Below are 25,346 nucleotides of genomic sequence, written 5' to 3' on the forward strand. Positions count from 1 at the left end.
CCGGTGACTTTTTATTAAAATTAGGCAGGCTGTTGAATATCAGTCTGCTATATCCTTAGCTATTTCAATAGCTCTTGCTTGCACATTCCATTTCGCCTCTAGCTTAATAACCTGTTCAGATAACGCTGTTAACTGCCCTTGTTGTTCTTGCTTTGGCTGGATTTTATTTTGCATTAAAACAACTTTTTGTTGATTGCTCCACCAGCAAACCAGCATGAACTCAACTTTTGCTTCTACGTTTGTATCTTCTTGGGCACTAGCTTGTGACTTAAGTGAGCGACTAAGCCTTAAAAGCTGGCAATCAATCAACCCCTTTGATGAGTAGTTGTCAAAGTAAAGTTGCTGCAGTTGCGCCATTTGCGCTAAATCAGCCACATAATGACTAATGCTGATAATCTCTGAGTTGAGGTGAGCCACAACTAAGTTTGACGATGTTGGCAACATTTCAAAATACTTAACCTGGCAGGTTTGGTAGGTTTTACCCTGATGATTAGTGGTAAATATTTGATCGTGCGTAGTTTGCATGAAGGCAGTAACATCTTCAACTGACTGCCAAAACCCGAAAACCACGGCGGTATTTATGTTTTTATCATGCAACGGTGCAGCATAATTTTGCAAAGGTAGTTTATTTAAATCAGCGCGCCAGCCACCCGCTTGTGCTAAAAATCCGCTACAATTTTCTAATTGCTGCCAAGCACATTGGCTTGCTGTAAAAGCGGCAACATTATCATCATCTACAGTGCAGCTAATTAGTTTTAAAATTGTCATTACCCATCCTTATGCATTGAATTTAATCAGTTACATTATTTTGCTAATCGCTTTGCATAGCGATTAGCTAACAGTGCACAATAAAAAATCTGTATTGGGTGATACAGCATGATGGGTAACAAAATCATTCCCAATGCGGGATCAGATCCAAAAATAACCTGCGCCATCGGTACTCCAGCTGCCAAGGTTTTTTTAGTGCCGCAAAACACCGCGGCGATTTCATCTTCCTTATTAAATTGACATCGCTTAGCGCCCCATTGGATCCCATGCACCATAAACAACAGCACTAGGGTACAAATGGCAATACAATACAGCAGTAACCAAGCTGAAAATTCACTCCAAATACCATTAATAACCGAATCACAAAAGGCATTGTAAACAATTAAGATGATGACGATTTTGTCTACTTTGTTTATCACGGATTTATGTTTCTCTATAAAGCGCAGTAATAACGGCCTTAAAAGCTGGCCAACAATCATTGGAATTAATAATAGTTTGGCGATAGAAAACACCGAATCCATCAGGTTTAATTCAGCGCCATCGAGATTCATAAACAGCTGAATAAATAATGGCGTTATAAAAACGCCTATAATACTTGAAAGCGATGCATTGAAAATTGCCGCAGGTATGTTGCCTTTGGCTACGCTTGTCATTGCTACTGAAGAAGATATGGTACTTGGCAATACGAATAAATAGCAAAAACCAAACGCTAGCGCTGCAGGCATAAAGGCTAAAAGTGAATCCCCAAAAAGTAGCCATAGGATCGGGTAAGCAATAAAAGTGGCCGATTGAATATAAAGGTGTAGTCGCCAGTTAGTAACGCCCGCTTTTATTGCCTTAGGTGACAGGTTAAGCCCATGTAAAAAAAACACCATGGCAATACCAATAGCCGTTACTTGATCAAGCTGTAATATCCCGCCAGACTTGCCCACATCAGCTGACACCATAGCCAATGCAATCGCTGCAACCATAGCGACTAAAAACCATTCTTGTTTTAATTTACTCATTATATTCATATCAAAAAATTTAACCTTAACAACTTAAAAACGTAAACTTATTAAAAAATCTCTTTACTGCAATGATTCTTAGGTTGAATTTTTTTCACGACTTTTTGATGTGCCGAATGAAAAGCGAACCTAGGGGCTCAAACACTGTTAGCAAGCATGACCAACAGCAATTTAATTTAACAGCCAATATATAAACTTACGACCATTAAAATTGCACTTTTATAAACTATTTCCTCGTTGAGGCGTATAACTATGCATCTTCTTTCTAACAGGATTCACCTATGTTTGGCATATTCAAACGAGATCCCATTAAAAACTTACGCAAGCAATATGATTTAACGCAAGAACAAGCCATGCAGGCACAAAGAAAGGGGGATATAAAAAGTTATGCTAGCCTTTCCTCTGCAGCAGAGAGTATTTGGCAACAGATTGAATTAGCACAACGACAAGCTAGTAAGTAGCTTTAAAACTCCAAATAGTTTAAATAGACAGAAGCTATGCATCATCATCTAAAGTCATGGCCTCTTTTATTTCATCACTATCAAAGCCTTTTCGAGATAAGTAAGCATAGGCTTTGGACTTTTCTTTATAGTCGGATAAATCATAACGCTTTTTAGCCAGCTGACTTTTACAACTGAGATAAAAGTCTAACTCTTCTGTTAGGCTTAGTTGGTATATCAGCTCTTCGAAATCACTGACATCAAGAAGCCGCTGTTTTAATTCTTGCAAGATCAGCGTTTTGCCTTTGCCTTTATTATACAACTTGATAATTTCAGACTTCAGGTCAGCCTTGTCTGCTTTTATGGCTAATTTACTGCGCAGGGTGTCAACTTGAGGGTGTTGTGATAGTGCGTAATCAATTTCAGCGCGAGAAAACCCTTTGGTGGTCATCTGTGAATAAACTTTTTCTTTATTAGTGCCATGAAAGTGTTCAAATTTGTTTTGCAATCGCGCTGTCGCCATTTCAAATGAATCGACATTTTGCTCATGCATGACTTGTTCAATTGCGGTATCAATTTCAGCAACTGATACGCCTCTTAATTGTAATTTACGTTTGATAGCGCCTTTACCCGTCTCATGACTAAAGGCCAGTTCGCAATAGCGAACGGCAAAATCAAAATCATTTTTCAAATAGCCACTTTCAATGAGTCTAGCGAGAACAGTGTCAATCCATTGCTGGTTATCGGTTTTACGCTCAAGCTTGGTGCGAATTTCATTGATAGTAAAATCTTGCTGACCAAGGTGCCAATAGGCACTGTTGAATACATTCTCGATTGTTTTGGCTTGAGGAAGTGGCTTACTTTGCATAAAAAATTTTAATTGATTAGAAATGACAAAGGCAGTTTAGCAGACCACTACTCTGTTCAGAACTAGAAGTTCTTGCCACGGTAAAATGTCTGCTTTATTCGTGGTAAATATTAATCGCTTTATGAATATTAACTATGCCCGTACATCTTAATTGTGACCGTACATCTTAATTATTTGCGTAGTGGACACAATCATTCTTTTTAGCCGTTTGTTGCAGCAGTTGTTTTAACTCTGTTTTTCCACCGCTTTTAGTATCATTGATTTGTTGTTCAATGGTTTGTGTTTGCATGACAATTTTTTCAATCGCTGTTTGTCTTGCGCCCTCTTCTGACTGGCCTGATAACACGAGTTGTTCAACAAGATCTGAATAGCGTTCGTAGACTACTCCTTTATAATAATCGGCCTGTGAAGTCATCGGAGTGTGGGCATATACAATTGAGCAGCTTAAAGCACTATTGATTTGCGTGAATGAATCCTGAATTTGAATGACAACGGGCTTTTGAGTCGATGGGCTAGCGCTCGCGCCAAAAGATAATATTGCTAACATTGAAATGATAAATACTTTTTTCATTATGTTTACTCCCGTTGATGAACAACTGATTTCTGGCTGATTAAGCACTTTGCACTTGAACTCATCGTCAGTATTAGCGCTTTATAAAATTCTGATACTGAATTCTGATACTGATAATAAGCTTTAAACTTGCCTCTATTTTACCTACGTAAGCTAAACGTAAGCTGAACAAACAATTAACTTTTAACGTTTTTCCTTAAAGAATGCTTATTAGGTTATTTTCGGCTAATGGTTCGACAGCAGCTCGATAATAGTCGCCACTCAATCTTAAACACTCACGCTTACCTTGCTCATAATTTAGTACTTAGCAATGCTGTTTAGTTCAGCTCACTCAGCAAAGCATTCCCTCAATGACCCATAACAGATTAAATAACCAACAATTCGCACACTTATTCGACAACCTTACGGAATTTATTGCCAATTTTACGGGGACAGCTATAATACTGTATAAACATACAGTGCTGTTGGGTGTCGATTGTTATGAAGGTTATTCCTATTTTTGCTTGTGCCGGTATTACTGGTTTTGAAAGTCCTGCTGCTGAATATCGGCAACTGCCATTAAGTTTAGATGAGCTATTGATTGAACATCCCAGTGCCACTTTTATTGGCCAAGCTAGCGGCGACTCTATGGAGAAAATCGGCATTTTTGATAAGGATATTCTCATTGTGGATCGCCATGTCAGTGTCGAAAACCATGATGTGATAGTGGCAAACTATAACGGCAACTTTGTCTGTAAGCTCATTGATATCAAGCGGCGATTATTATTATCGGCAAATGATCTTCACCAGAGTGTCACGATACAAGAGTATGACAACTTCAGTGTTGAAGGCGTGGTGATCCGTTCAATCCGTTGTCATCGCCAAAGCCCTATATTAGTTAATAACTAATGTTAGCGGATTAAACTAACGACTAACGGACAGTTAAATTATGTATGCACTCGTTGATGCCAACTCTTTTTATTGCAGCGCCGAGCAAGTGTTTCGCCCAGAGTGGCGTGGCCGTCCTATCGTGGTGCTGTCCAATAACGATGGTTGCATTGTGGCGGCTAACCGCCAGGCAAAAGCATTAGGAGTGGGTAAATTTGGTCCTTACTTTGAAGTGCGCGATTTTTGTGAAAAAGCAGGCGTGATTGCGCTTTCCTCCAATTATGAGCTTTATGCCTCTTTGTCTCACTCTATGATGGAAGTGATTGGCCGCTTTGCACCTGAGCAACATATTTACTCTATTGATGAGTCATTTCTGTCATTTAAACATTGTTACCCTGCGATCCCGTGTTTATTAAGCCATGCCGCTATGATCCGCCGCGCGGTATGGAAAGAAACCCGTTTACCTGTGTGTGTCGGTATTGCTGCCACCTTAACCCTTGCCAAAGTGGCCAATCATGCCGCTAAAAAGCTCCAGGGCTATAACGGGGTATGTTATATCCAATCCATTGAGCAAAGAAATGCCATTTTAGCGACAATGAAAGTCACCGATGTGTGGGGGATCGGTTTGCGGATCGGTAACAAATTACATGCCATGGGGATCACCACCGCACTGGATCTGGCTAAATTACAACCAGGCATTGCTCGTAGCCAATTTAGTATTGAAATCGAGCGTACAGTCAGAGAGCTCAATGGCGAGGCTTGTAAAGGCTGGGATAGCGCCAGAGCAGATAAACAGCAGATCTTTTCAACTCGTAGTGTCGGTGAACGTATTAGCGATATAGACTCATTATTACAGGCGCTCAGTAAGCATGCTGGTATCGCGGCAGCCAAAGCCAGAAAGCAAGGCTCTGTGGCTAGCACCATACTGATCTTTGCCAGTAACTCCCCTTATGATGAACAGCCTAATGGCTTTAAATATCATTACCGCTGTGCATATCCAACTAATGACAACCGTGAAATCATCAGTTACGCAGCAGAAATTGCCCGTAAGCTTTATAACCCCAATACTCGCTACTATAAAATCGGGATTGGATTGTTAGATTTATCACCGGTCAAACATTTGCAAACAGACTTGTTTGCCCCAGTAAAAGATCCTGCCTTGATGCAGGTTTTTGATAAGTTAAATCAACGCTACGGTAGTGATGCAATATTTGTCGCCGCCCAAGGTATTGGAGGTAAATGGCATATGCGCCGTGAGCTATTAACCCCGCAATACACCAGCTGTTGGCAAGATATTCCGCAAATCCACTGTGGCTAAATTGGTGATAAATTGATTTGCGTGTGCTGGTTTTTATTCTGACTTGGTTCAGGTTTAGTTGTGGCTTTAAATTAGCGTAAAATGGATAACTAATATCAAACCCAAACAGTACATTAATCGATCTTAAGCTCAACAAAAATACAACTTAGTCAACTCTAGCTGTTCAAAAAACACTCTCCAGTTCACAGTTTTATATCTAATCACATGAGCGAGGCTATTATGCGATTTTAGCCATTGTGTTATTGCTGAAAAAAACGACAATACGCATCCTTAATTTTCTTGGATTGTGCTTGCCTGTGTTAGATTTTTCCGCATTTGATTTTCAGTTTATTGCCGAGCCCCTATTTTACTTTCAGCTTATTGGCTTTGTCTCAATGGCCATTGGCTGGTGGGCAAATAGCCAACAACAAGACTGCAAATTTATTCATGGCAATATGATAGCATCAGTACTTACCGCAATCCATTTAGGCTTATTAGGCAGCTTTCTCGGCATGGCCAACCAACTAGTTAATGTTATTCGCTTTCGTTTATGTCAAAGTTTGAATAGCAATAACCAGCAAAATCTTGCATCGACTGCCTGGTTAACATCGCCTTTAGCCATGTCACTCAGCTTTAGTATTATTGCCATGACGCAGGGTTTTCTATGGGCTGAGCATTGGAGTGAATGGTGTGCGGTTATCGCTGCAGTCGTAATGAGCTTTAGTTTATTCTTCTTAGCGGGCAGTCAACTAAGGTTAGCTATGGTTGCCAGTAATGGATTAAACCTGATGCTTTCAATATATTTGATGTCATGGTCAGGAATACTCTACCAAGTAATGACAATAGCAATATTGGCACTAGGCTTATGCGCGAATTTAGCGACTACTATAACGACCAGCTCAACCAAAACTTTGAGCAAAATAGTGCCCTTGAAAGCTGTAATGAAACACAAGTGGCACTGTCTAAAGGTTAAAGTAATTAGCTTGAATCAATTCAGTTAGGATGAGTAAACCCTGTGGTAATAAGCAATTAAGAGCGAGTCATATTACTCACTCTGCTAATGCTAATACCAATGACTCGCAACGAAAGCACATTCACTAGAACGCATTCACTAAAGCGCATTAAGGTACGACTTTAACGCTTTAAGCCTAACAGTCGCCGCGCCAATGATATCCATAAAGCCCAATGCTGGATGGGGTTTCTCAGCAGAAATCCAAGCTGAGCCGGTTGCCCCAATCGGTAATGAATAACCTTCAGGTTCTTCAAACTCAATAACGACTGTACGACCATGAGAGCCGCCATTGTTACCCACATGCTGGCGCACATGTTGACTGCCACTCATGGGGTTAATCATGGCTTCGCCCGTACCTGAAGTAATGCTGTGCACTCTGCCTCTAAAGATTTCTCCCGGATAAGCATCCACATAGAACTCGGCAAACTGCCCAGGTTTTATATAGCGATATGATTGATCGGCAATGCGCATTTCTAAAAATTTCTTACTGGTATCAAACAAGTGCATATTACCCAAGCGGGTGCCTTCAGTTACATTGGTAATGGCAAGCTGCCCATCATATTGAGCCCGTATTTCACGACGTGAATCTGTCCATTTAGCCGATTCAATATCAGCCTCAATAGCTTGCATTTGCGCTGTTTGCGCGCCCAACTGGGCAATATTGGCAGCCACTTGGGCACGATTGGCATCAATCTGCGCTTGTAAATTATCGCGGTCCACCTGACTTGCATGCTCTTTTAAGGCCGTTAGACGCGCTAAATTACGCTCATCATTATTGATACTGACATTTAAAGCGTTAATTTGTTGGATTGCGGCAGCGTGCTGCGCTTGTACTGCATTTTTACTGGCTTCAAGGGCTTTGATTTGTTCCGTGCTATCCACTGATACTAAGGTGTAAATCAAGTCCCCTTTTTTAACGATTTGGTTATGAGTCACATAGACGTTTTCAACTTCCTGACCAATGAGTGGACTTAGCACTGCATGAGGCGCTTTAATGGTTGAGCTATCGGTTAAATCAGCGGGTGACCAAAAGCGATGGCCAGTAAACAATGAAAAAGCAATAAACATTCCTAAACCAATGGTGCGTACCGCATTAGTAAGGTTCCATTGAATGACCCCTAATTTGACTAAGAGCCATATAATTAACACATAAGGCAACATGATCTCTTTCATGATTTAACTCCTTTGATGCCATTACTAATGATGCTTGATAACCGTTTAGATAGGACATCCCAGCGCCCAAAAGCAATGATTATCGCCAGTACCCACCAGGTCTTATCAATAAACAAACCACATAAAGATAAAGCAAACACAATTTGGGTATGGGCACTCGACATGGCTTCTGCCTTATGAACTGCAACTTCATGTAATTTCCAAAATAACAGCAGTACATAGCAAATGATCAAAATGGTGACCACAAACACAAAGCCCATAAAAAATTCAGAATCTAATAGGGTTAAAATGCTGGGGTAGCCATTAACAAAGTAGCCTTCAGGTAATTGCTTACCGTGTATTTGAGTGAGTAATGAGAAGCCATAACTTAAAAGTCCGATAACCGATAACAATAAAATAAATGTGGTCATTTTTCGCACATAGAAAGATAACTTATTGCTCAATGATGGTTGAACCGTGTCGATATCAGGTAATTCAGTCATAAAGATCCTAAAAACATGAGATATTTAACAGGGAGAGTAACAATGTCTCGCTGTATATGAGCTGAATACTAGCAATAACTCACTGTGATAACGGAATAACCGATATTCCAAATGAACTATTTACTTTAGTCCCAATGTACGCTTCAAATTTATAGTGTAATATATTGTTAAATTGCACTTATTTATCGGTATCTCATGGATTTGAATGCACTGAATGTGTTTGTCACCCTGTATAGATCAGGCTCGACCCAAAAAGCCGCCAAGCAACTGGGCCGCTCACAATCATTTGTCTCAAAAGTATTGGCTCAATTACGTGAAGAACTAAGCGACCCGTTATTTATTCGCACCGCTAATGGCCTACAACCCACCAGTTATGCCGATAAAATCGCCCCGCAAATCCAAAGTTCTATCGAGCAAATTAGCTTAGCCCTAGAACCAGAATACTTTGACCCTAAAAACCTGCAGTTCATTTCGGTGCACTTAGGCGAACCCTTGATGGTATTAATGGGTAAAAGCCTAATCAATGAATTACGCAAACAAACCAATGCCACCATAGAGTTAAGACAATGGCGAAAATCCAGTAATGATGGCTTGATCGATGGCTCCATTGATATCGGCGTGCAATCATTGCGAGACAGACCGCAGCAGCTGTATCAGAAAAAAGTGGCTTCTGGTTATGTTACTAAAGTGGGCAATGAGCAAGGGGAATTTGTAAAGCTATTAGTTGATGATTTAAATGAACATGTTGAATATTTTCGTGAATTAAATGAAAACCATAATCCGACAATCATTACCGACAACTATAGTTTACATCGCCAATTACTGGCCGATCATTACTCCTATAATTTTAAAATCGATGCTGAATTGCACAAAAAAGAAGTCGCCATAGACATGGCGATTATTTGTAGTTCATCGCGGCGCCATGAAGCTAAAATAGTATGGCTATCAGAGATATGTAAAAACGTCTTATTACAAGCAATTACCACGCGTTAATGATTATGCTGAGGGTATTATGAGCCAAAGAAGTATTCACACATTATTTAAACCCACTTCCATCGCCGTTATTGGTGCCTCAAATAGTGAAAAGCGCGCGGGGCGCGTGTTGATGAAAAACTTATTGGCCAGCGGCTTTTCAGGGCCCATTATGCCCGTAACCCCTAAATATTCCGCCGTTATGGGCGTATTGGCTTATCCCAATATTGAATCGCTGCCCATTAAACCCGATTTAGCCGTGATATGTACTCGCGCCAGTCGTGTACCTGATATCGTCGAAACATTGGCGCAGTTTGGCTGTAAAATCGCGATAATTATGGCCTCAGGCATGGCTGATGAGTTTGATGAACATGGTGTTAGCCTGTTAACTCAAACGCTGCAAAATGCAAAACGTTACGGCATGCGAATATTGGGATCAAATAGTTTAGGGATGATTATTCCCACCATTGGTCTTAATGCGAGCCTAGCGCATACCGGCGCTAAAAAAGGCAAAATTGCGTTTGTGTCACAATCTGCCGCCATTTGTACTACGGTGCTGGATTGGGCTAATAATAAAGACATCGGCTTTTCATCGTTTATATCTTTAGGTGATGCATCTGATATAAATTTTGATGAATTGCTCGATTATTTAGGTCGTGATAGCCGCACCAGCGCCATTATGCTTTATATTGATTCTATTAGTGAAAAGCGTCATTTTTTATCCGCAGCGCGCGCAGCAGCCCGTAATAAACCCATATTTGTGATTAAATCGGGTCGCAGTGCTGAAGGCGTTAAGGCCGCTATGTTGCACACAGGCGGTAAAGGCGGCAATGATGCCGTCTACGATGCCGCCTTTAAGCGTGGTGGTATGTTGCGGGTGCATGACTTAATTGAACTGTTTGCCGCAGTTGAAAGTTTGGCCCACTCCACGCCATTAAAAGGTGAGCGAGTCGCCATAATCAGTAATGGCGGCGGCCCTGCAGTATTGGCCGCTGATGAACTCATTATTAAAGGCGGTAAACTGGCACAGTTGTCAGATGACACCATCACTCAATTAAATCGCATATTGCCAACAACCTGGTCTGGTCAAAATCCAATAGATATTGTCGGTGATGCTGACAGTAAACGTTATAGCCAAGCACTAACTATATTGATGGATAGCCAAGAAATGGACGCTATTTTAGTGCTGCATTCACCATCAGCATTAGAAGAAAGTGACCAAATCGCCCAGAGTTTAATTGATGTCATCAAGGGCCATCCAAATCGAAACAAGTTAAATATTTTAACCAATTGGAGTGGTGAGGATTCAGCCTACACCGCAAGAAAGCGATTTAGTAAAGCCGGGATTCCGACTTATCGAACCCCTGAAGGCGCAGTAAAAGCCTTTATGCATATGGTCGAATACCGCCGTAATCAAAAACTATTGCAAGAAGTGCCGCAATCTATTCCAGATAATATTCCCACTGACACTAATACAGCGCGGAATTTATTACAAAAAGCCCAAGCCAATAATCGTTTTATTCTCGAAACCCATGAAGCCAGTGACATTTTAAAAGCTTACGGTTTAAATACCATAGATACAGAGTTTGCCAGTAGCGCAGAGCAAGCCGTTAATATCGCCACCAAGTTGGGCTTTCCTGTGGCACTAAAAGTCCAATCCCCTGACTTGATGTACAAATCTGATGTGCACGGTGTGGTACTAAACCTCAATAATGCTGAAGAAGTGTATCAGGCAGCGCTATCCATTACTTCCAGAGTTAAGGACACCAACCCTGACGCTGAAATCAATGGCATGATAGTGCAAAAAATGGCATTAACCGCTGGCGCTCAAGAAGTGCGGGTCTCTGTGATTAATGATCCTGTTTTTGGCCCTGCAATTTGCCTTGGTGAAGGCGGCTCAGAATGGGACCCGACACGTGATGCTGCAGTTGCCCTACCGCCACTTAATATGGCACTGGCGCGCTATATGGTCATTCAGGCGTTGAAAACTCACAAACTTAGAGACAGACATTTACCCCTTGGTTTAGACATGAATGCACTGTGTGTGATGCTAACCCAAATATCGCACCTGATTATCGATTGCCCTGAAATCGCTTCTTTAGACCTTAACCCAGTGCTCGCCGCAGGTGAAACCATTACCCTGCTTGACGTTAACATGAAGCTCAATTGTACAGATATTGATCCCAAAGCGCGCTTAGCGATCATGCCATACCCAAAAGAGTTAGAACAAAAGGCCACCTTGAAAAATGGCTTGAAGGTCATGCTCAGGCCCATTCTTCCTGAGGATGAGCCAAAGCATTTAGCCTTTGATAACTCACTCAGTGATGAAGATCGCTATAAACGCTACTTTGGCGTTCGTTCGAAAATGACCCATGAGGAAATGGCGGTTTTAACACAAATAGATTACGCCAGAGAAATGGCATTTATCGCCACTGCAGAAGATGAAAATGGTGAGGCAATCACCTTAGGTGCGGTGCGAGCATCGACTGATCCTGATAATACAGAAGCAGAATTTGCTATGGCGGTGCGCGGCGACTATCAAGGAATTGGTTTAGGTAAAATGCTATTAGAAAAACTGATTAACTATTATAAAACCACTAATACTCCTGTGTTAGCGGGCTTTACCATGTTTGAAAACCGCAGTATGGCAAACCTCGCCAAAGGGCTTGGCTTTACGGTATCTTTTGATATGGATGAGCACCTGATTAAGATGCATATGGACTTGCCCCAATGTGAAGCTAACCCGCAAGCTAAAGCGGGTATAGACTCTGCCGATAAACATTAGCCTTTAACACAGTTGCGACCTGATGATTTCGCTTGATACAGCATTTCATCAGCGCGACTTAACCAGGTATCACTATCATCTCCAGGGTGGATTTCAGCAGCCCCTATCGATACTGTGATATTGCCTAAATGCTGCTTTTTTTCTTTACCAATGGTGAGCTGCTTATCTGCAATACGATTTTTAATTTGCTCAGCCACCGTTAAGGCATCTTGTAGCTCAGTATTAGGCAATAAAATCACAAACTCTTCACCGCCATAGCGGGCAACGAAATCATTACCTTTTACCGTTTGTTTTAATGCAAAAGCCACAAATGCCAGCACTTTATCGCCAACTAGATGACCATAAGTATCATTGAATTTTTTAAAGAAATCGATATCTATCATTAATAGGCAACAAGGTGTATTGCTATGGCTAAACAAACTGACTTGCTCTAAAGCAAACACCTCATAGGCGCGGCGATTATTTAACGAGGTTAATTCATCGGTCATTGCCACTTTACTTAAACTGGTCATTTCATCTTTTAAAGTCGTTAATTCATTACCCAGAGAGTCTATGTCGGATTTCATTAAATCGTTGTTTAATAGCACCTTCTCCACTTCAAAACTAATATTGACGATTAACTCGTTAAGTAATTGTGGACTTGGATTTGACTGCAGTTCCTCGTTTAAAGAATGTAAGCTCGATGAAAAGTCACTAGTACCAGAAGAAAGCTGACTGATCTTACTGTATAAGCTATTGATGAGTAATTTGGTTTCAATTTGAACATTATCAATGACTTCTGGAGACTGCTCTTGAATAAAGTTGTTATAAAGGCCTTGATTGACCGCGGCGGTAAACTCAACTTTATTGGCAATTAAACCATCGATCGCACGTTTTAAGTCTAAATTTGTTTCCGCATAATACTGATACCAAATAGCATAATTTTCTGGGGTAACCGGTATATGCAGCGCGGACATTTGCGGCACTGCCATTCTTAGTATTTGTGCAGAATTTTCTAAACTCGTCTTCAATTTCAGATCCTATGCGCTATTTAACCTAAGCAAAACTAAATCAAAATCGATATAGATAACGCCATATTTAAATACTAAGCAAAATAATTACAAAAAATAAAACCCTTTTTCAAACTTGATACGTTTAAAACAGTAACAAACCTAACAATAGCATTTTACATAAGAGAATCCATATGAAAATTTCACTTAAAAACCCATTAAATAAACTATATATAGCAAGTCTATTAACCTTATCAGCAACAATCCTAGTACCCGCTTACGCTACGAGCCCTGTGCCTAATCAATTTAGCCAACCATCTATGATAATAATCCATCAAAATACCGATAAAAACTATCAAGTGATTGAAACTGCGAAGATGTTTCCTAAACCAGAAGCAGATCAAGTGCAGCATATATTACAGTTGTCACAACGCGATGATGAAGCAAATTATAAAATTGAAATTCAAATTGGCCAAAATAAGCTGGTAGATTGTAATCACCATAGACTAAGTGGCAAATTGGTCGAGCAGAATTTATCAGGCTGGGGATATCCGTTTTATAGCGTCGATAGTATAACGGTAGGGCCAAGTACGATGATGATGTGTAATGAACCTAAAACGGCTAAATTTGTGCCAATGGGACAAAGCTTGAGCATCAATTATGATAGCCGTTTACCAAAAATATTTTACCTACCTGAAGATGCAACGTTAAGATACCGTATTTGGCAAGCTAAAGGTGATTACCACTATTCAAATTAATGTGTGGGACCATGGCTAAACAGCGTTATAACAAAGCGTCAGCAGATAACCCAAATAACCATGGTGCATCTGCTAACGCTGTTTAATATTTAACTGGATCCAAGGTAATAATTTAACAACGTTTAACCCGAACAACCTGCATAATCTCTACGCTAAATCCAGCCACAGTATGCTCTTCAGGGTAATACACTAAACTCACAAGTTGATCCTGCAAGCTCTTATATTTTTTAGTACGCTTAAATTTAAATGCTACATCGTAACCCGCTAACATCAAGGTATGGTAAACCCACTCTTCTTTTTCACGCTGAGTATGGGAAACAACTTTAACCCCTTCAATATGGTTAAGTTTTTCATGCTTTTTAAGTAGTGCATCTACGGCTTTCTTCTTCATATTAACCTGGTCCCATATCTGAGTTATTACCGTTTATGTGATTGATATAATCAACGATGTCTTGATATCGATACTGACTGCAATAACCAAAACCTGACAGTTGCTTTACTTTGTTGCGGGTAAAAATCGGCACACTAATACCTGCTAAAAATTTAGTTTGAACCGCTACAGATATCGGCATAATGCCTTTTGCGTTCATATGAGTGCAAAACTCATTAAGATACTGCTGCAATGACGCTAATTGAGTGATTGGCGCTAATGCCTGTTGCGGCAACAATGCTATCTGCCCACGACAGACACTACAATGACCACAATGACTAGGTGCTTGCTGATCATCAAAATAACGCGCCAATTTAGCAGTAATACACTCAGTTGATTCAAAAAAACTAATAAGCTGATTTAAACGTTTTATCTCTTTGACTTCGTTACTTTGGAAGTAATCAGACAAACTTACAATAAGGTTTGGATTACTTAAAGCATTGATATCAACATTAAACACTTGGGTTATTTTTTTGGTTTCTAACTGGATATATTGTTTGTCTGCTAGGTAGTCTAACGCCGAAACTACCCGTTGCCTGTCTGCACCATATTGCTGATATAAGCTATCGAAATCTAGTTGACCCCATATTTTCTTAAAACGAGTATGCTCAAATATTTGCTGCAGAAACGCTTGGCGCTGGGGATCAAAACTGGCCAGCAACAGCTGTTTATCAATCAAAAATTGATACTTAAACTCAGCAAAATAAGCAAAGCTTGGTTGCACCACGTTGGCTAATTCAAGTTGAACTAACAGGGTTTTTAACGGCAACTGTTTAATGTTACAGCTAGTTGAAATCGCATACTCTTGCATTTCCCAGCGGCCATGTTCAACTTCAGCGCTAATATGTTCTATTAAGTTGGTAATCGCTGAGGGTTCTGGCGTATCGCCATAAACAAAGTTTTCAATGGTATTTAAGCCATCTTTGTTAGCTAGCGTAATACAATGAGACAATTGCCCATCTCGGCCTGCACGGCCGATTTCTTGGCTGTAGTTTTCGATAGATTTCGGTAAATCGTAATGAACCACAAAACGGATATTGCTTTTATCTATTCCCATACCAAAGGCAATTGTGGCAACAATTACGTTGATTTGGCCGTCCATAAATTGCTGTTGGATGCGATTTCTGAGCTCTGAATCAAGTCCTGCATGATAAGCGGTGGCTTGAATATTGTTAGCACTTAAAAAAGCCGCGATATCTTCTGCCGTTTTTTGCAAGGTCACGTAGATAATCCCAGCACCTGTGCATTGCGATACTGTGTTGACTAATTCCAATTGCTTAGCGGCTTCAACAACAGGTTTGATACTGATATCTAAATTACTGCGATAAAAACCCGTTTGTACCACTTGCTCAGGCAAAATAGCAAAACGGTTGGCCATATCCAGCTTTACCTTTTCAGTGGCTGTGGCGGTTAATAACAACACTTGGGCAATACTAAATTGCTGCACATAAGATGGGATTTTTAAATAATCAGGCCTGAAGTTATGGCCCCATTCAGAGATACAATGAGCTTCATCAACGACTAATAATGAAATATCAATACTGCTAAGAAACTGCCTAAAACGTTCATTTTTAAAACGCTCAACTGACACCATTAAAATTTTTGTATGCCCGCGGCGAACATCACGCATAACCTGCTGTGTTTGCTCAAAGGTTAAGCTTGAATCTATGCTGGCGGCATTTATTCCCTTAGCATTTAAAAAAGCGATTTGATCTTTCATTAACGCAAGCAATGGCGATACCACTAAGGTGACATTAGCCAGTTGTAAGGCGCTAAATTGATAGCACAGTGATTTACCTGAGCCTGTAGGAAAAATGGCTAAAGAAGATGCTCCTGACAAAATATGTTTAATTACATCAATTTGCCCTTCTCTAAACTGATTAAATCCAAATTGCTGCTCGAGCTTTTGAATTAAATCGGCGTTGTCATGTAGTAATGGCGAAGGACTATCAAACGATGGAGTTTGCATACTGGAGCCTAGATTGATGATTAAAGCGAAGGCAATTATACGCTAGCACGAATAAAATTGAAACTCTGAAGCTTATAAAACAATAACTTATAAAATACTTACCCGAGGTGAACACGGCTTTATTCATCAAAAGAATAAACAGTAATATCGGAGCATAAAGTTGAAATAAACAAGGTCGGTTAGCCTTTACGTGATAGGTATTGATTGATTAACAAGGTTAATTTGTCTTCGAAGGTTTCTTGAGCTTGCTCTAAATCATCGCCAAAGCGAACCATAAATTTAGTGGCTTGCTCACGAGATAACATGTTATTGGCTAGACAGTACGCCATTTCATCGAGTTGTTTGTTGTAACGTGGCTCTAAAAACCATTGGCATGTTGCAGTATCAAGGCTTGCCAGCATTTGCTGTGCTAAATCACAAAATATTTGTATGTGCTCCATACCATCGGGGCCCAAACAACCGGGCTCTAGACGATATAACACAATCAACTTACTTTCTAACATAGAGTAACACTCGCATCCGCTGCTTTTATGATGGTATTTAAACGCTATTTAGCCGCTGCGTTTAGCATTGCTTGTTCAAACTGCTGAATATAACTTTCAATCGGAATGATATCTTCTTTTAAACGACGATTTCTACCCAGTAACGACGACTCAACAAATAAATTAAACCACGAGCTCAATGCTTTGGAGTTTAATGGCTCGTCGATGGCTTCAAGGGCCAGAGCTGCCACTTCAGCAGTTGATAGCTGAAAATCATGGCTGCCTTTTCTTAATTCGTAATTAGCTAAGGTTTCAGGACTAAAAGAAAACAATGGCAATCTATGTAAATAAGGGCTTTTACGAAACATTTTGATCGCTTGACGCCAGCTACCATCTAATAAAATTAACAGCGGTATTTTACCAGTGGCGGCATTGTCACATTGACTAGGATGACTAACCACCATTTGCCCTTCTTGGGCATACTGCTCAGGAAATATCAGCATTGGCTGATATTTGGGGTCGTTGATCGCTTCAATCATTTGTTTATTGGGCTCAGTACGAGACCATAAATAAGCGCTAGTATTAGGGACTAAATCAGCAATTAAACGGCCACTGTTGGTTGGCTTTAGCACTTCATCATCATACATGACTAGCATGAAGTGGGCTTCAGTATTGATATATTGTCTATGTTGACAGGTACAGAAAATTTCTCCTAATAAACACCACTGGCAGCGAATGAGTTTTTTCCCTCTGGCAGCAAATGGTTTAGTTGAAATAGATTTTCGGTATTGATACACGCGATGAACTGCGTGTTGCTGCTCAGGAGGTAACGCCAACATGGGATTATTCTCGGTTACACGTTATAGTTTATAACGTTCAAAAAAATTCATCACCCAATTGGGTGATGAAGTTACTATAGAATTCTTTTTAGTAAAAGGTCAGCTTTTAAGCGCTTTATCCTGGTCATAATCTTTTTCACAGGAGCCGGATACTTTTGCACGGTTTCAATTTGACTATAATGGAACAGTTTTTCGGTATGCTGCAGAATAAATTCTTGTTCCGCCTCAAAACTTTGCTTCCACACACCACTGTCATCATGCAATAACAAACCATTTTCTAAATCCAACGCCCACGCTCTTGGGTTTAAATTAGAACCAGTGATGAGATGCTTTTTGCCATCAGCACTAATCCCTTTTAAATGATAACTATTGATACCGTCTTTCCATAAGTGGATCCGTAACTGACCGTTTTCAATCGCCCATTGCTGACGTTTTACAAACTTACGTAAGGTTTGTTCGTACATGTAAGGCAATGCACCAATGGTAGAAAAATCTTTCTCTGGTGGGATATAAAAATCATTGGCGGTTTTATCACCCACCACGATATCAATACTCTTTCCATTACGTAAATGACGCGTCAACGCTCTCACTAAAGAGTTTGGTGGGTTAAAATACGGCGTACAGATAAACAGTGACTCGGTTGATTCATCAACCAATTTTATCACCACTTCGTTTAACTTATTCTTCTTGCGGCCTAAGCCTACAAGCGGCGTAACACGATTGCCAATACGGGTACTTTCAAACTGATAATCTGAACGTGATAAGCGAGTTTTAAAGGTGCGCATGTCATTTTTATCAGGGCATTTTTCGTCGCTGCTGTCTTGAGTCAACGGACAAACAGCCGGATCGCTAATTAGATGTTGCTCAATGAACTCACCCATACTGCGAGCAAGCTCAGCAGATTCCAGCACATGATAACGATCAAAACGGTACTTATCGTTTTGTTTAAAGTAAATGTTATTAATGCTAGCGCCGCTGAATATTACTGCATCATCAATGATGAAGCCTTTAAGGTGTAATACCCCTAAAAACTCGCGAGACTTAACTGGTACACCTAAGATGTCAAAAGGTGCCTTCGCAGCAGCCATGGCTTTGCGGTACATGATGTAATTACCACTATCACCTTTATGGCCAATTAGGCCACGCCTAGCTCTATGGTAGTCCACTAGGACAACTATTTTTAACTCTGGGTTAGCAGCTTTAGCTGCAAGTAACGCCTCAAGAACTTCTCGGCCCGCTTCATCATCTTCTAAATAAAGCGCAGCAATATATATCGCATTCGTAGCATTCGCGATGCGAGTTAACAATTCTTGTTTAAATTGGACCGGGGTTAATAACCACTTTAACGATTCATTTTGTAATGCGATACCACCAAGCTTATCCAGCAAGGCAACCTCCTTGAACTTAAACAGTTAAATGCTATTAACGTCGATATAAATTGACTAGATAAGTATTTATCGTTTGTTTCTAATTTTGAATAATAAATACTGTCACTTAAAATTTATACTTTGTCATCGTTTTAACTGAATAACAAAAAATATTAGGAGATAGAAATTACCGACTTAGCGGCTTATGAGCAAGGCTTTTCTGATGTTATAGCCCGATTTGATGGGTTTATGAGGCTCAAGTGAACGATTTTGGATCAAACTTTTAAAGTGATTGTTAAGGCCTGTAGAAAAAACAACCTACGCTATCTTGTTTGAATAAATAAAAATCAATCATGTTGAGCAAAAAACAAACACAAAAACTGACGCTAAGGTCTAACATCAATTTTTATCGCTTCATCACTGTAATAATCCGTTAGATCACGTATTTTAGAGAGACTCAAACTTTTACTACTGGCTAGTTATGTATTTACTAATACGTATATTAATTGTTTCTTTATTTAGCTTACCTGTGTGGGCCGATGAATACTTAGCCAATGTGATGCAACATATTGCGCCTCCTCAATCACAACTGGCTATAAACATATGGGATATTGAAAAAAACAGCAGTGTTTACAGCATTAATGAGCAGACATTAATGCAACCCGCGAGCATCCAAAAGCTACTTACTGCCGTTGCAGCTACAAAGCAATTAGGTACTGATTTTTATTATGAAACCCAAGTATATATTGATGGAGTTGTAGTACAGCAGCAACTCAATGGTGATGTGTATATTAAATTTAGTGGTGATCCTAGCTTTACTCGTGAACAACTAAAACAACTACTCACCACACTTAAAACTAAGGATATACAACATATAAATGGCAATGTGATCTTAGTATCACCGACCAGTGAAAGTCTTAGAGCACCTGGCTGGGTATGGGATGACCTCGGTATTTGTTACGCAGCGCCAGTGTCCGATTTTATTATTGATAAAAACTGTGTCAGAGCAAGCCTAAGTCCACTAGCAGATAACGCATCTGAAATCATAATAGATGCACAATACCCAGTTGAAATCAGCACCAAGGCGGTTTTTAAACCTAATATAGACGTTACTCAAGCTAAGGCGCAATTTTGCGAGTTACACATGCAACGCTTTGACGGCAATCGCTATCGAATTTCAGGTTGTTACCCAGGCAATCAAACTATAAGTTTAGCCGTTGCTGTTAATGATCCGTCTCGCTATGCCAAAGATGTGGTCAAAGCCATACTCAATGACAAGCAAGTCAATTACGCTAATTTGATCATAAGTAAGCAAAGCATCCCGCCTAGCGCGCAGTTGTTAGCCACGCATCAGTCTGAAAAGTTACCCAAATTATTAAAGATCATGCTGGAAAAGTCAGATAATTTAATTGCCGATAGCTTATTAAAAAACATTGGCCAAGATTTTTACCGGCAAACGTTTAACAGCGATAACATAGAGGGTCTTGATATTAACGGCTTTACTATGGGCGCTAAAGCATTACAATCGATTTTAATCGAATTGAACTTACCATTTAATGATGCCAATCTCGTTGATGGCTCAGGCTTGTCTCGTTATAACTTACTGACTTCAGCACAAATGTTATCTGTGCTGCAACTCATCGACAGCAATACACGTTTTCAATACCTAACTGAGTTTTTACCTATATCTGGTAAAAGCGGCACCTTAAAATACCAACAACATTTCAATAAACCGCCTTTGAAAGCGGCAATATCAGCAAAAACAGGCACCATGCTAGGGGTTGAAAACTTAGCGGGATTTATTCAGGCAAAAAATGGTAAACACTATGCCTTTGTGATTATAGAAAATGGACTCACTCCTGATGCAAAACAAACAAGACTAGCCCCTTTTAGCGCGCTATTACTGCGAAGATTATATGATTTACAGCCATAAAAAAGCGCATTGTAAACTATGCGCTTTAACTCTCTTTCTCAAGCAGAAAATTGAACCAATTGGTGTTTAAAATAACTCTGCTGGCATAGCCATTATTGCATCATCACCTTGACTGACTTGAGCAATATGAAAATCTGCTTTTGGCAAAATTTTATCCATATAGAATTTAGCCACATAACGCTTTTGCTCACTAAAGCTGCTGTCATCATGACCAACTGCACGCTCTGCCATGAGTAATGAGTAATAGCCATATAGGATATAACCAAAGGCATCTAAGAAATCTACCGCACTGGCGTTGATTAATGCTGCTTGAGTAAGCTTGTTGTCATTGATGTAGTTTGCTAATGTCAGCAAATTATCAAAGCGTGAACTGATAGCTTTTCTGTCAGCTTCAGAAACATGCTCAAAGCCCGCTAAATCAGCATTGATATCTGCCACAAACGCATTCAAAGTAGCAAGGTTATCACCAGTGACTTTACGGCCTAAGAAATCAATTGCTTGGATACCGTTCGTACCTTCATAAATTTGTGCAATACGGGTATCACGCACAAACTGCTCAATACCAGTTTCACGAATATAACCATGCCCACCAAATACTTGTTGCGCCATGATAGTGGCGTCTAATCCGCGGTCAGTTAGAAACGCTTTTGAAACCGGTGTCAGTAAGCCCACATACTTGGCTGCTTTTGCCTGAACATCACCTTCAGCATGCTTTGCTAAATCCAATTGTTTACCGGTAAATACTGATAACGCACGGCCAGCATCGGTAACCGACTTGATGGTTAATAACATGCGGCGCACATCGCCATGAACAATAATGGGGTCAGCCGCACTGCCTGTTGGCGAACCACCTGCTGCAATACCTTGCACACGTTCTTTAGCATAATCAGCAGCCATCTGATAAGCGCCTTGAGCACTACCAAGGCCTTGGATACCAATAGCTAAACGTTCGTAGTTCATCATGGTAAACATGCAAACCAGGCCGCGATCAGGACGTCCAACGAGGAAGCCTTTGGCACCATCATAGTTCATTACACACGTCGCTGATGCTTTTAAGCCCATTTTGTGTTCAATAGAGCCGACCGTCACACCATTAGCCCCACCTAAGCTACCATCATCGTTAACCGTGATTTTTGGTACTAGAAATAATGAAATACCTTTAGAGTTAGGAAGTTTCGCTAACACTAAGTGGATAACGTTTTCAGTAAGATCATGGTCACCACCTGTGATGAAAATTTTGCTACCAGTAATCGAGTAACTACCATCATCTTGTGGTTCGGCTTTGGTGCGAATATTGCGTAAATCAGAACCTGCTTGCGGCTCTGTCATGTCCATGGCACCAGACCACTGACCTGAATACAAGTTAGGTAAATATTTAGCTTTTAATTCATCTGTCGCGTGTGCATTAATACACAGCGCAGCACCAGCAGTTAATGAGCTATACAGGGTAAATGAGTTACATGCGCTGTAATTCATTTCATCAACCAAAACACCTAACATTTTTGGCATTCCCATGCCACCAAAATCAGGTTCGCCACATAAACCTACCCAACCGCCTTCTGAAAACTGCTGGTAAACTTCTTTAAAGCCATCTGGTGTGATGACCTTATCATCTTGGTGCCTAACCCCTTGCTCATCACCACTTCTATTTATAGGATGAATCAAATCACGACTAATCTTGCTTGCTTCATCTAAAATAGCAACAGCAGTGTCCATATCAACCATCTCAGCGATATTTGGCATCGACTGCCAAGTATTCGTCGCATCGAATACGTTTTCTAACAAAAACTGCATGTCCTTTAAAGGGGCTTGGTAAGGGTTCATAGAATGCTCTTAAACAGATAATTAAAACAGTTGTTTCAATTTATACAAAAACCGCACTAAATACAAGATGAATCTAGTATTGTTATTGATTAATTTCTAGTGATAGAACAAACATAAAAGCATATTAAATACTGATAAATAAGTAACTTAGTATAAAGAACGCCTACAAAGAGTACGATTTATAGGCAAAGATGTGGATCTTACAAATAAGCGATTTAATTATTAAGCTTGCGCTCAAAGGCTGCGCCTAATAAAGCAAAATAATCGATCATCGCTGAGAATATTTGCGATCTGTGCTGCGCTGCTGGATACATCAATTGTGTCGCCAAATCCTTTTTTAATGTACCAGAGACTAAGTAATTGTTTTGTATATCACTACAAGCTTCAATCGCCGATTCAAATGCCCGTGCCATCAGTTCTGTGGGCTTAGAAAAATAATAACAGCCTTGCTGCTTATCAAGTTTGATTGCATTAGTGACATACTCACTGGGCTGTTCGCCATCATCAGACAACAACACCACTTTAAACAAAGCAGATAAATTGTCATTAAGCTTATGAGACTTTAATAGTGAATCATTTAGCCACAAGTCACTGGCGCATTGATATTTTTTAAATGAAAACCGGGGTGATACATCAAAAGCCTTATCGACAATATAATGATCAAATGCATGCCAAAACTCATGGGCTAAAGCCCCCGCGCCCGCATTTTTAGCAAGAGCTAACTCGCGAGTTAGCGGAGAATAATGGGCCTGCACACCTTTTTGACCACCACGACCGAATAACAAATTTAGCGTTTTACGAAGGCCAATAAGCTCTGTGGGTACTTGCAGTATTTGCGATAAATCTGCCATTGAATCAAATACTAAATTAGCGGCAAGATCAGATTCTTCTTTGGTTACCCATTTACCCACACTGATATGATTGAGGCCAAAACACTGTTTGATATCAATAAAATTAGCTTGTTCACCAGAGCGGTAATCGGCTCCATTTCGAAAATAGCGGGCTGTTTTTAACAAACATCACCTCAAAATTTATTCTACAGCTATGTAAATATCTGCAATAAAAAATGCCTCTTCATGAGGCATTTATTTCTGTTTTATCCCAAGCATTAGCTTGGGTTAAAAAACCTTACCACATTAAATCATCAGGAATAGCGTAATCAGCATAAGGATCGTTTTCTTCACTGGCCTGTTCAACTTGATTATCAGCAGATTCTTGCCATAAATACCCACACCACTCAGGTACCAACAAGTTAACTCGTTCAGCAAGTTTATGGGGCACAATATAACTTTTGTCTTCAAAACGCACGATACCAACAACACCCGTTTGTAATTGGCCTTGTAGTTTTTCATCCACATAAACAGATAAAATTTTATTCTCAACTGTAAAGTTAAATTTTATCTCGCCGCCTGCAGGTGCTTTAATCGCAAACTTAGTAAATTCAGTGATTAAACCACGTACCTGACCTTTTTCTGACGCTTCAGCAAAGCGCTGCTCGTTTAAGGCTTTGTCCTTCGCTGCTTGTTCAAGTTTTTGCTGGGCAATTTGTTGCTTTAACGCTGCACTGCCATCATCAATTTTCGCTTTCTTTTGTTTACGCTTTTGTGTTTTCACATCGCGCGCTTTTTGCTTACTGGCAAGTCCTGCTTTTAGCAGCTGCTCTTGTAATGCGTTTGCCATTTAAATCACCTATAAAAATTGTTCATATTACTGTGGTAAATGTTTTGCTAATGCATCCATTGCAGCGCCTGCGCCACCTAAAGACCAACCGCCATCGACGGGCAAAATGGTGCCTGTGATGTAGCTGGCCATGTCAGAAGCTAAAAATAACGCTGCATTGGCAATATCTTGTTTTTGACCATTGCGCTTTAATGGCACACTGTCTGCTATCATTGATTTTAAAGCTTTACTGGGCGCTAAGCGATCAAAACCTTCTGTCTCTTCGATTGGGCCAGGTACAATCGAGTTTACCCGTATCCCTTCAACGCCCCACTCCATTGCTAAAGTGCGAGTTAACATATCAACGCCGGCTTTAGCAGCGCATACGTGCACTTGCAAAGCCATTGGCACGTAAGCCTGAGGTGCAGAGATTTGTATCACGCTCGCATTGCCTTTAGTCAACAAAGGGTAAGCTTGCTTAATGACTTGAAAGCTACCTAATAAATCAATATCCATCACTGATTTAAAACCATTAACGGAGAGATCTTTTGCCCTTGAAGGGAAATTACCCGCAGCGCCGCTGATGAGTATATCAATAGTGTTATATTGATCAGCGATGCTATTGAAACCAGATGCAACTGCGTCTGAATCTCTGACATCAAAACTGACCCCAATATGCTTACCTTTGGGATTGGTTTGCTGCAGTAAAGCTAGCGCAGTATTGACTTTATCCATGTTACGACTGGCAACAGCCACATTGGCCCCCACTTTAGCAAAAGCACACGCTATACCTAAATTGATACCACTGGTGCCACCTACAACAACGACATTCTTTCCTTGATAATTAAACATTT

Annotated in this window: 24 protein-coding genes; 8 read left to right on the forward strand and 16 right to left on the reverse strand. The window is 40.3% G+C overall.

Translation table 11 applies throughout. The features are described from left to right. Nucleotides 1-39 precede the first annotated feature (39 nt). Nucleotides 40-768: a DUF4937 domain-containing protein gene (locus Q4546_RS09615; protein ID WP_303412743.1), complete on the reverse strand. Its 729-nt coding sequence runs from the start codon at nucleotides 766-768 to the stop codon at nucleotides 40-42. Nucleotides 769-803: 35 nt separating this feature from the next. Next, entirely contained in the window at nucleotides 804-1,775 is a 972-nt protein-coding gene (locus Q4546_RS09620) for a bile acid:sodium symporter family protein (RefSeq protein ID WP_241905018.1), read from the reverse strand. A gap of 281 nt (nucleotides 1,776-2,056) precedes the next feature. Between Q4546_RS09620 and Q4546_RS09625 the strand changes: the two genes are divergently transcribed. Next, nucleotides 2,057-2,236 carry a DUF6435 family protein gene (locus Q4546_RS09625; RefSeq protein ID WP_102476817.1) on the forward strand — a complete coding sequence of 60 codons (180 nt, stop codon included), beginning with the start codon at nucleotides 2,057-2,059 and terminating at the stop codon, nucleotides 2,234-2,236. A 34-nt stretch (nucleotides 2,237-2,270) separates the two neighbouring features. Here Q4546_RS09625 and Q4546_RS09630 read toward each other — a convergent pair whose 3' ends face one another. Then, nucleotides 2,271-3,083, reverse strand: coding sequence for a RecX family transcriptional regulator (locus Q4546_RS09630; RefSeq protein ID WP_303446177.1), 813 nt, complete (start codon nucleotides 3,081-3,083; stop codon nucleotides 2,271-2,273). Nucleotides 3,084-3,249: 166 nt separating this feature from the next. After that, nucleotides 3,250-3,654 (reverse strand): hypothetical protein, encoded by a 405-nt coding sequence (locus tag Q4546_RS09635; RefSeq protein ID WP_102531371.1) that lies wholly within the window; start codon nucleotides 3,652-3,654, stop codon nucleotides 3,250-3,252. 480 nt (nucleotides 3,655-4,134) lie between these two features. Between Q4546_RS09635 and Q4546_RS09640 the strand changes: the two genes are divergently transcribed. The 3 genes from Q4546_RS09640 (at nucleotide 4,135) to Q4546_RS09650 (ending at nucleotide 6,819) form a co-directional block, all read left to right on the forward strand. After that, nucleotides 4,135-4,542 (forward strand): LexA family transcriptional regulator, encoded by a 408-nt coding sequence (locus Q4546_RS09640; RefSeq protein WP_102476820.1) that lies wholly within the window; start codon nucleotides 4,135-4,137, stop codon nucleotides 4,540-4,542. Nucleotides 4,543-4,582: 40 nt separating this feature from the next. Further along, nucleotides 4,583-5,839: a Y-family DNA polymerase gene (locus tag Q4546_RS09645; protein ID WP_303446178.1), complete on the forward strand. Its 1,257-nt coding sequence runs from the start codon at nucleotides 4,583-4,585 to the stop codon at nucleotides 5,837-5,839. A gap of 296 nt (nucleotides 5,840-6,135) precedes the next feature. Further along, nucleotides 6,136-6,819, forward strand: a complete 684-nt coding sequence (locus Q4546_RS09650) for a YgjV family protein (protein WP_303446179.1) — start codon at nucleotides 6,136-6,138, stop codon at nucleotides 6,817-6,819. Between the two features lie 110 nt (nucleotides 6,820-6,929). Here Q4546_RS09650 and Q4546_RS09655 read toward each other — a convergent pair whose 3' ends face one another. Both Q4546_RS09655 and Q4546_RS09660 read right to left on the reverse strand, forming a co-directional pair. Then, nucleotides 6,930-8,003 carry an HlyD family secretion protein gene (locus Q4546_RS09655; protein ID WP_102439841.1) on the reverse strand — a complete coding sequence of 358 codons (1,074 nt, stop codon included), beginning with the start codon at nucleotides 8,001-8,003 and terminating at the stop codon, nucleotides 6,930-6,932. Beyond that, entirely contained in the window at nucleotides 8,000-8,485 is a 486-nt protein-coding gene (locus tag Q4546_RS09660; protein ID WP_303446180.1) for a magnesium transporter, read from the reverse strand. The genes Q4546_RS09655 and Q4546_RS09660 overlap by 4 nt, the downstream gene beginning before the upstream one ends. 195 nt (nucleotides 8,486-8,680) lie before the next feature. Here Q4546_RS09660 and Q4546_RS09665 point away from each other — a divergent pair, with 195 nt between their 5' ends. Next, nucleotides 8,681-9,478 (forward strand): LysR family transcriptional regulator, encoded by a 798-nt coding sequence (locus Q4546_RS09665; protein WP_102439839.1) that lies wholly within the window; start codon nucleotides 8,681-8,683, stop codon nucleotides 9,476-9,478. A 19-nt stretch (nucleotides 9,479-9,497) separates the two neighbouring features. After that, nucleotides 9,498-12,242, forward strand: a complete 2,745-nt coding sequence (locus Q4546_RS09670; RefSeq protein WP_102439838.1) for a bifunctional acetate--CoA ligase family protein/GNAT family N-acetyltransferase — start codon at nucleotides 9,498-9,500, stop codon at nucleotides 12,240-12,242. Here Q4546_RS09670 and Q4546_RS09675 read toward each other — a convergent pair. Beyond that, nucleotides 12,239-13,213, reverse strand: coding sequence for a GGDEF domain-containing protein (locus Q4546_RS09675; protein ID WP_303446203.1), 975 nt, complete (start codon nucleotides 13,211-13,213; stop codon nucleotides 12,239-12,241). The two genes, Q4546_RS09670 and Q4546_RS09675, sit on opposite strands and share 4 nt — an antisense overlap. 212 nt (nucleotides 13,214-13,425) lie before the next feature. On the opposite strand from Q4546_RS09675, the gene eco reads away from it, so the two are divergent. After that, nucleotides 13,426-13,989, forward strand: a complete 564-nt coding sequence (gene eco / locus Q4546_RS09680) for a serine protease inhibitor ecotin (protein ID WP_303446181.1) — start codon at nucleotides 13,426-13,428, stop codon at nucleotides 13,987-13,989. A 112-nt stretch (nucleotides 13,990-14,101) separates the two neighbouring features. Here eco and Q4546_RS09685 read toward each other — a convergent pair whose 3' ends face one another. The 5 genes from Q4546_RS09685 to pssA all read right to left on the reverse strand — a co-directional run bounded on the left by Q4546_RS09685 (nucleotide 14,102) and on the right by pssA (nucleotide 19,097). Next, nucleotides 14,102-14,380, reverse strand: a complete 279-nt coding sequence (locus Q4546_RS09685) for a hypothetical protein (protein WP_102439836.1) — start codon at nucleotides 14,378-14,380, stop codon at nucleotides 14,102-14,104. A 1-nt stretch (nucleotide 14,381) separates the two neighbouring features. After that, nucleotides 14,382-16,388: an ATP-dependent DNA helicase RecQ gene (locus tag Q4546_RS09690; protein WP_303446182.1), complete on the reverse strand. Its 2,007-nt coding sequence runs from the start codon at nucleotides 16,386-16,388 to the stop codon at nucleotides 14,382-14,384. Nucleotides 16,389-16,567: 179 nt separating this feature from the next. After that, nucleotides 16,568-16,891 carry a hypothetical protein gene (locus Q4546_RS09695; RefSeq protein ID WP_102439834.1) on the reverse strand — a complete coding sequence of 108 codons (324 nt, stop codon included), beginning with the start codon at nucleotides 16,889-16,891 and terminating at the stop codon, nucleotides 16,568-16,570. A gap of 44 nt (nucleotides 16,892-16,935) precedes the next feature. Beyond that, nucleotides 16,936-17,706: a tRNA-uridine aminocarboxypropyltransferase gene (locus Q4546_RS09700; RefSeq protein WP_303446204.1), complete on the reverse strand. Its 771-nt coding sequence runs from the start codon at nucleotides 17,704-17,706 to the stop codon at nucleotides 16,936-16,938. 77 nt (nucleotides 17,707-17,783) lie between these two features. After that, complete coding sequence (gene pssA, locus Q4546_RS09705) at nucleotides 17,784-19,097, reverse strand: CDP-diacylglycerol--serine O-phosphatidyltransferase (RefSeq protein WP_102439833.1); 1,314 nt, start codon at nucleotides 19,095-19,097, stop codon at nucleotides 17,784-17,786. 460 nt (nucleotides 19,098-19,557) lie between these two features. Between pssA and dacB the strand changes: the two genes are divergently transcribed. After that, entirely contained in the window at nucleotides 19,558-21,009 is a 1,452-nt protein-coding gene (dacB, locus tag Q4546_RS09710) for a D-alanyl-D-alanine carboxypeptidase/D-alanyl-D-alanine-endopeptidase (protein ID WP_303446183.1), read from the forward strand. A 66-nt stretch (nucleotides 21,010-21,075) separates the two neighbouring features. On the opposite strand, the gene Q4546_RS09715 is transcribed toward dacB, so the two are convergent. The 4 genes from Q4546_RS09715 to Q4546_RS09730 all read right to left on the reverse strand — a co-directional run bounded on the left by Q4546_RS09715 (nucleotide 21,076) and on the right by Q4546_RS09730 (nucleotide 25,344). Then, nucleotides 21,076-22,833, reverse strand: coding sequence for an acyl-CoA dehydrogenase C-terminal domain-containing protein (locus Q4546_RS09715; RefSeq protein ID WP_303412717.1), 1,758 nt, complete (start codon nucleotides 22,831-22,833; stop codon nucleotides 21,076-21,078). Between the two features lie 215 nt (nucleotides 22,834-23,048). Beyond that, nucleotides 23,049-23,849 carry a CLCA_X family protein gene (locus Q4546_RS09720; RefSeq protein WP_102476827.1) on the reverse strand — a complete coding sequence of 267 codons (801 nt, stop codon included), beginning with the start codon at nucleotides 23,847-23,849 and terminating at the stop codon, nucleotides 23,049-23,051. A gap of 112 nt (nucleotides 23,850-23,961) precedes the next feature. Then, a complete protein-coding gene (locus Q4546_RS09725) occupies nucleotides 23,962-24,513 on the reverse strand; it encodes a DUF2058 domain-containing protein (RefSeq protein ID WP_102439829.1) in 552 nt (183 codons plus the stop codon). Between the two features lie 27 nt (nucleotides 24,514-24,540). After that, on the reverse strand, nucleotides 24,541-25,344 hold the full coding sequence (locus tag Q4546_RS09730; protein WP_102439828.1) for an SDR family oxidoreductase: 804 nt from the start codon (nucleotides 25,342-25,344) through the stop codon (nucleotides 24,541-24,543). Nucleotides 25,345-25,346: the final 2 nt, after the last annotated feature.

The sequence above is a fragment of the Shewanella sp. 4_MG-2023 genome (genome assembly GCF_030548015.1).
In the GTDB taxonomy this organism is placed as follows: Bacteria; Pseudomonadota; Gammaproteobacteria; order Enterobacterales; family Shewanellaceae; genus Shewanella.

Coding starts and splice junctions, on each gene's coding strand:
- Q4546_RS09615 (WP_303412743.1), bottom strand. CDS start 768: ATGACAATTTTAAAACTAATTAGCTGCACTGTAGATGATGATAATGTT.
- Q4546_RS09620 (WP_241905018.1), bottom strand. CDS start 1,775: ATGAGTAAATTAAAACAAGAATGGTTTTTAGTCGCTATGGTTGCAGCG.
- Q4546_RS09625 (WP_102476817.1), top strand. CDS start 2,057: ATGTTTGGCATATTCAAACGAGATCCCATTAAAAACTTACGCAAGCAA.
- Q4546_RS09630 (WP_303446177.1), bottom strand. CDS start 3,083: ATGCAAAGTAAGCCACTTCCTCAAGCCAAAACAATCGAGAATGTATTC.
- Q4546_RS09635 (WP_102531371.1), bottom strand. CDS start 3,654: ATGAAAAAAGTATTTATCATTTCAATGTTAGCAATATTATCTTTTGGC.
- Q4546_RS09640 (WP_102476820.1), top strand. CDS start 4,135: ATGAAGGTTATTCCTATTTTTGCTTGTGCCGGTATTACTGGTTTTGAA.
- Q4546_RS09645 (WP_303446178.1), top strand. CDS start 4,583: ATGTATGCACTCGTTGATGCCAACTCTTTTTATTGCAGCGCCGAGCAA.
- Q4546_RS09655 (WP_102439841.1), bottom strand. CDS start 8,003: ATGAAAGAGATCATGTTGCCTTATGTGTTAATTATATGGCTCTTAGTC.
- Q4546_RS09660 (WP_303446180.1), bottom strand. CDS start 8,485: ATGACTGAATTACCTGATATCGACACGGTTCAACCATCATTGAGCAAT.
- Q4546_RS09665 (WP_102439839.1), top strand. CDS start 8,681: ATGGATTTGAATGCACTGAATGTGTTTGTCACCCTGTATAGATCAGGC.
- Q4546_RS09670 (WP_102439838.1), top strand. CDS start 9,498: ATGAGCCAAAGAAGTATTCACACATTATTTAAACCCACTTCCATCGCC.
- Q4546_RS09675 (WP_303446203.1), bottom strand. CDS start 13,213: ATGGCAGTGCCGCAAATGTCCGCGCTGCATATACCGGTTACCCCAGAA.
- eco (WP_303446181.1), top strand. CDS start 13,426: ATGAAAATTTCACTTAAAAACCCATTAAATAAACTATATATAGCAAGT.
- Q4546_RS09685 (WP_102439836.1), bottom strand. CDS start 14,380: ATGAAGAAGAAAGCCGTAGATGCACTACTTAAAAAGCATGAAAAACTT.
- Q4546_RS09690 (WP_303446182.1), bottom strand. CDS start 16,388: ATGCAAACTCCATCGTTTGATAGTCCTTCGCCATTACTACATGACAAC.
- Q4546_RS09695 (WP_102439834.1), bottom strand. CDS start 16,891: ATGTTAGAAAGTAAGTTGATTGTGTTATATCGTCTAGAGCCCGGTTGT.
- dacB (WP_303446183.1), top strand. CDS start 19,558: ATGTATTTACTAATACGTATATTAATTGTTTCTTTATTTAGCTTACCT.
- Q4546_RS09715 (WP_303412717.1), bottom strand. CDS start 22,833: ATGAACCCTTACCAAGCCCCTTTAAAGGACATGCAGTTTTTGTTAGAA.
- Q4546_RS09725 (WP_102439829.1), bottom strand. CDS start 24,513: ATGGCAAACGCATTACAAGAGCAGCTGCTAAAAGCAGGACTTGCCAGT.
- Q4546_RS09730 (WP_102439828.1), bottom strand. CDS start 25,344: ATGTTTAATTATCAAGGAAAGAATGTCGTTGTTGTAGGTGGCACCAGT.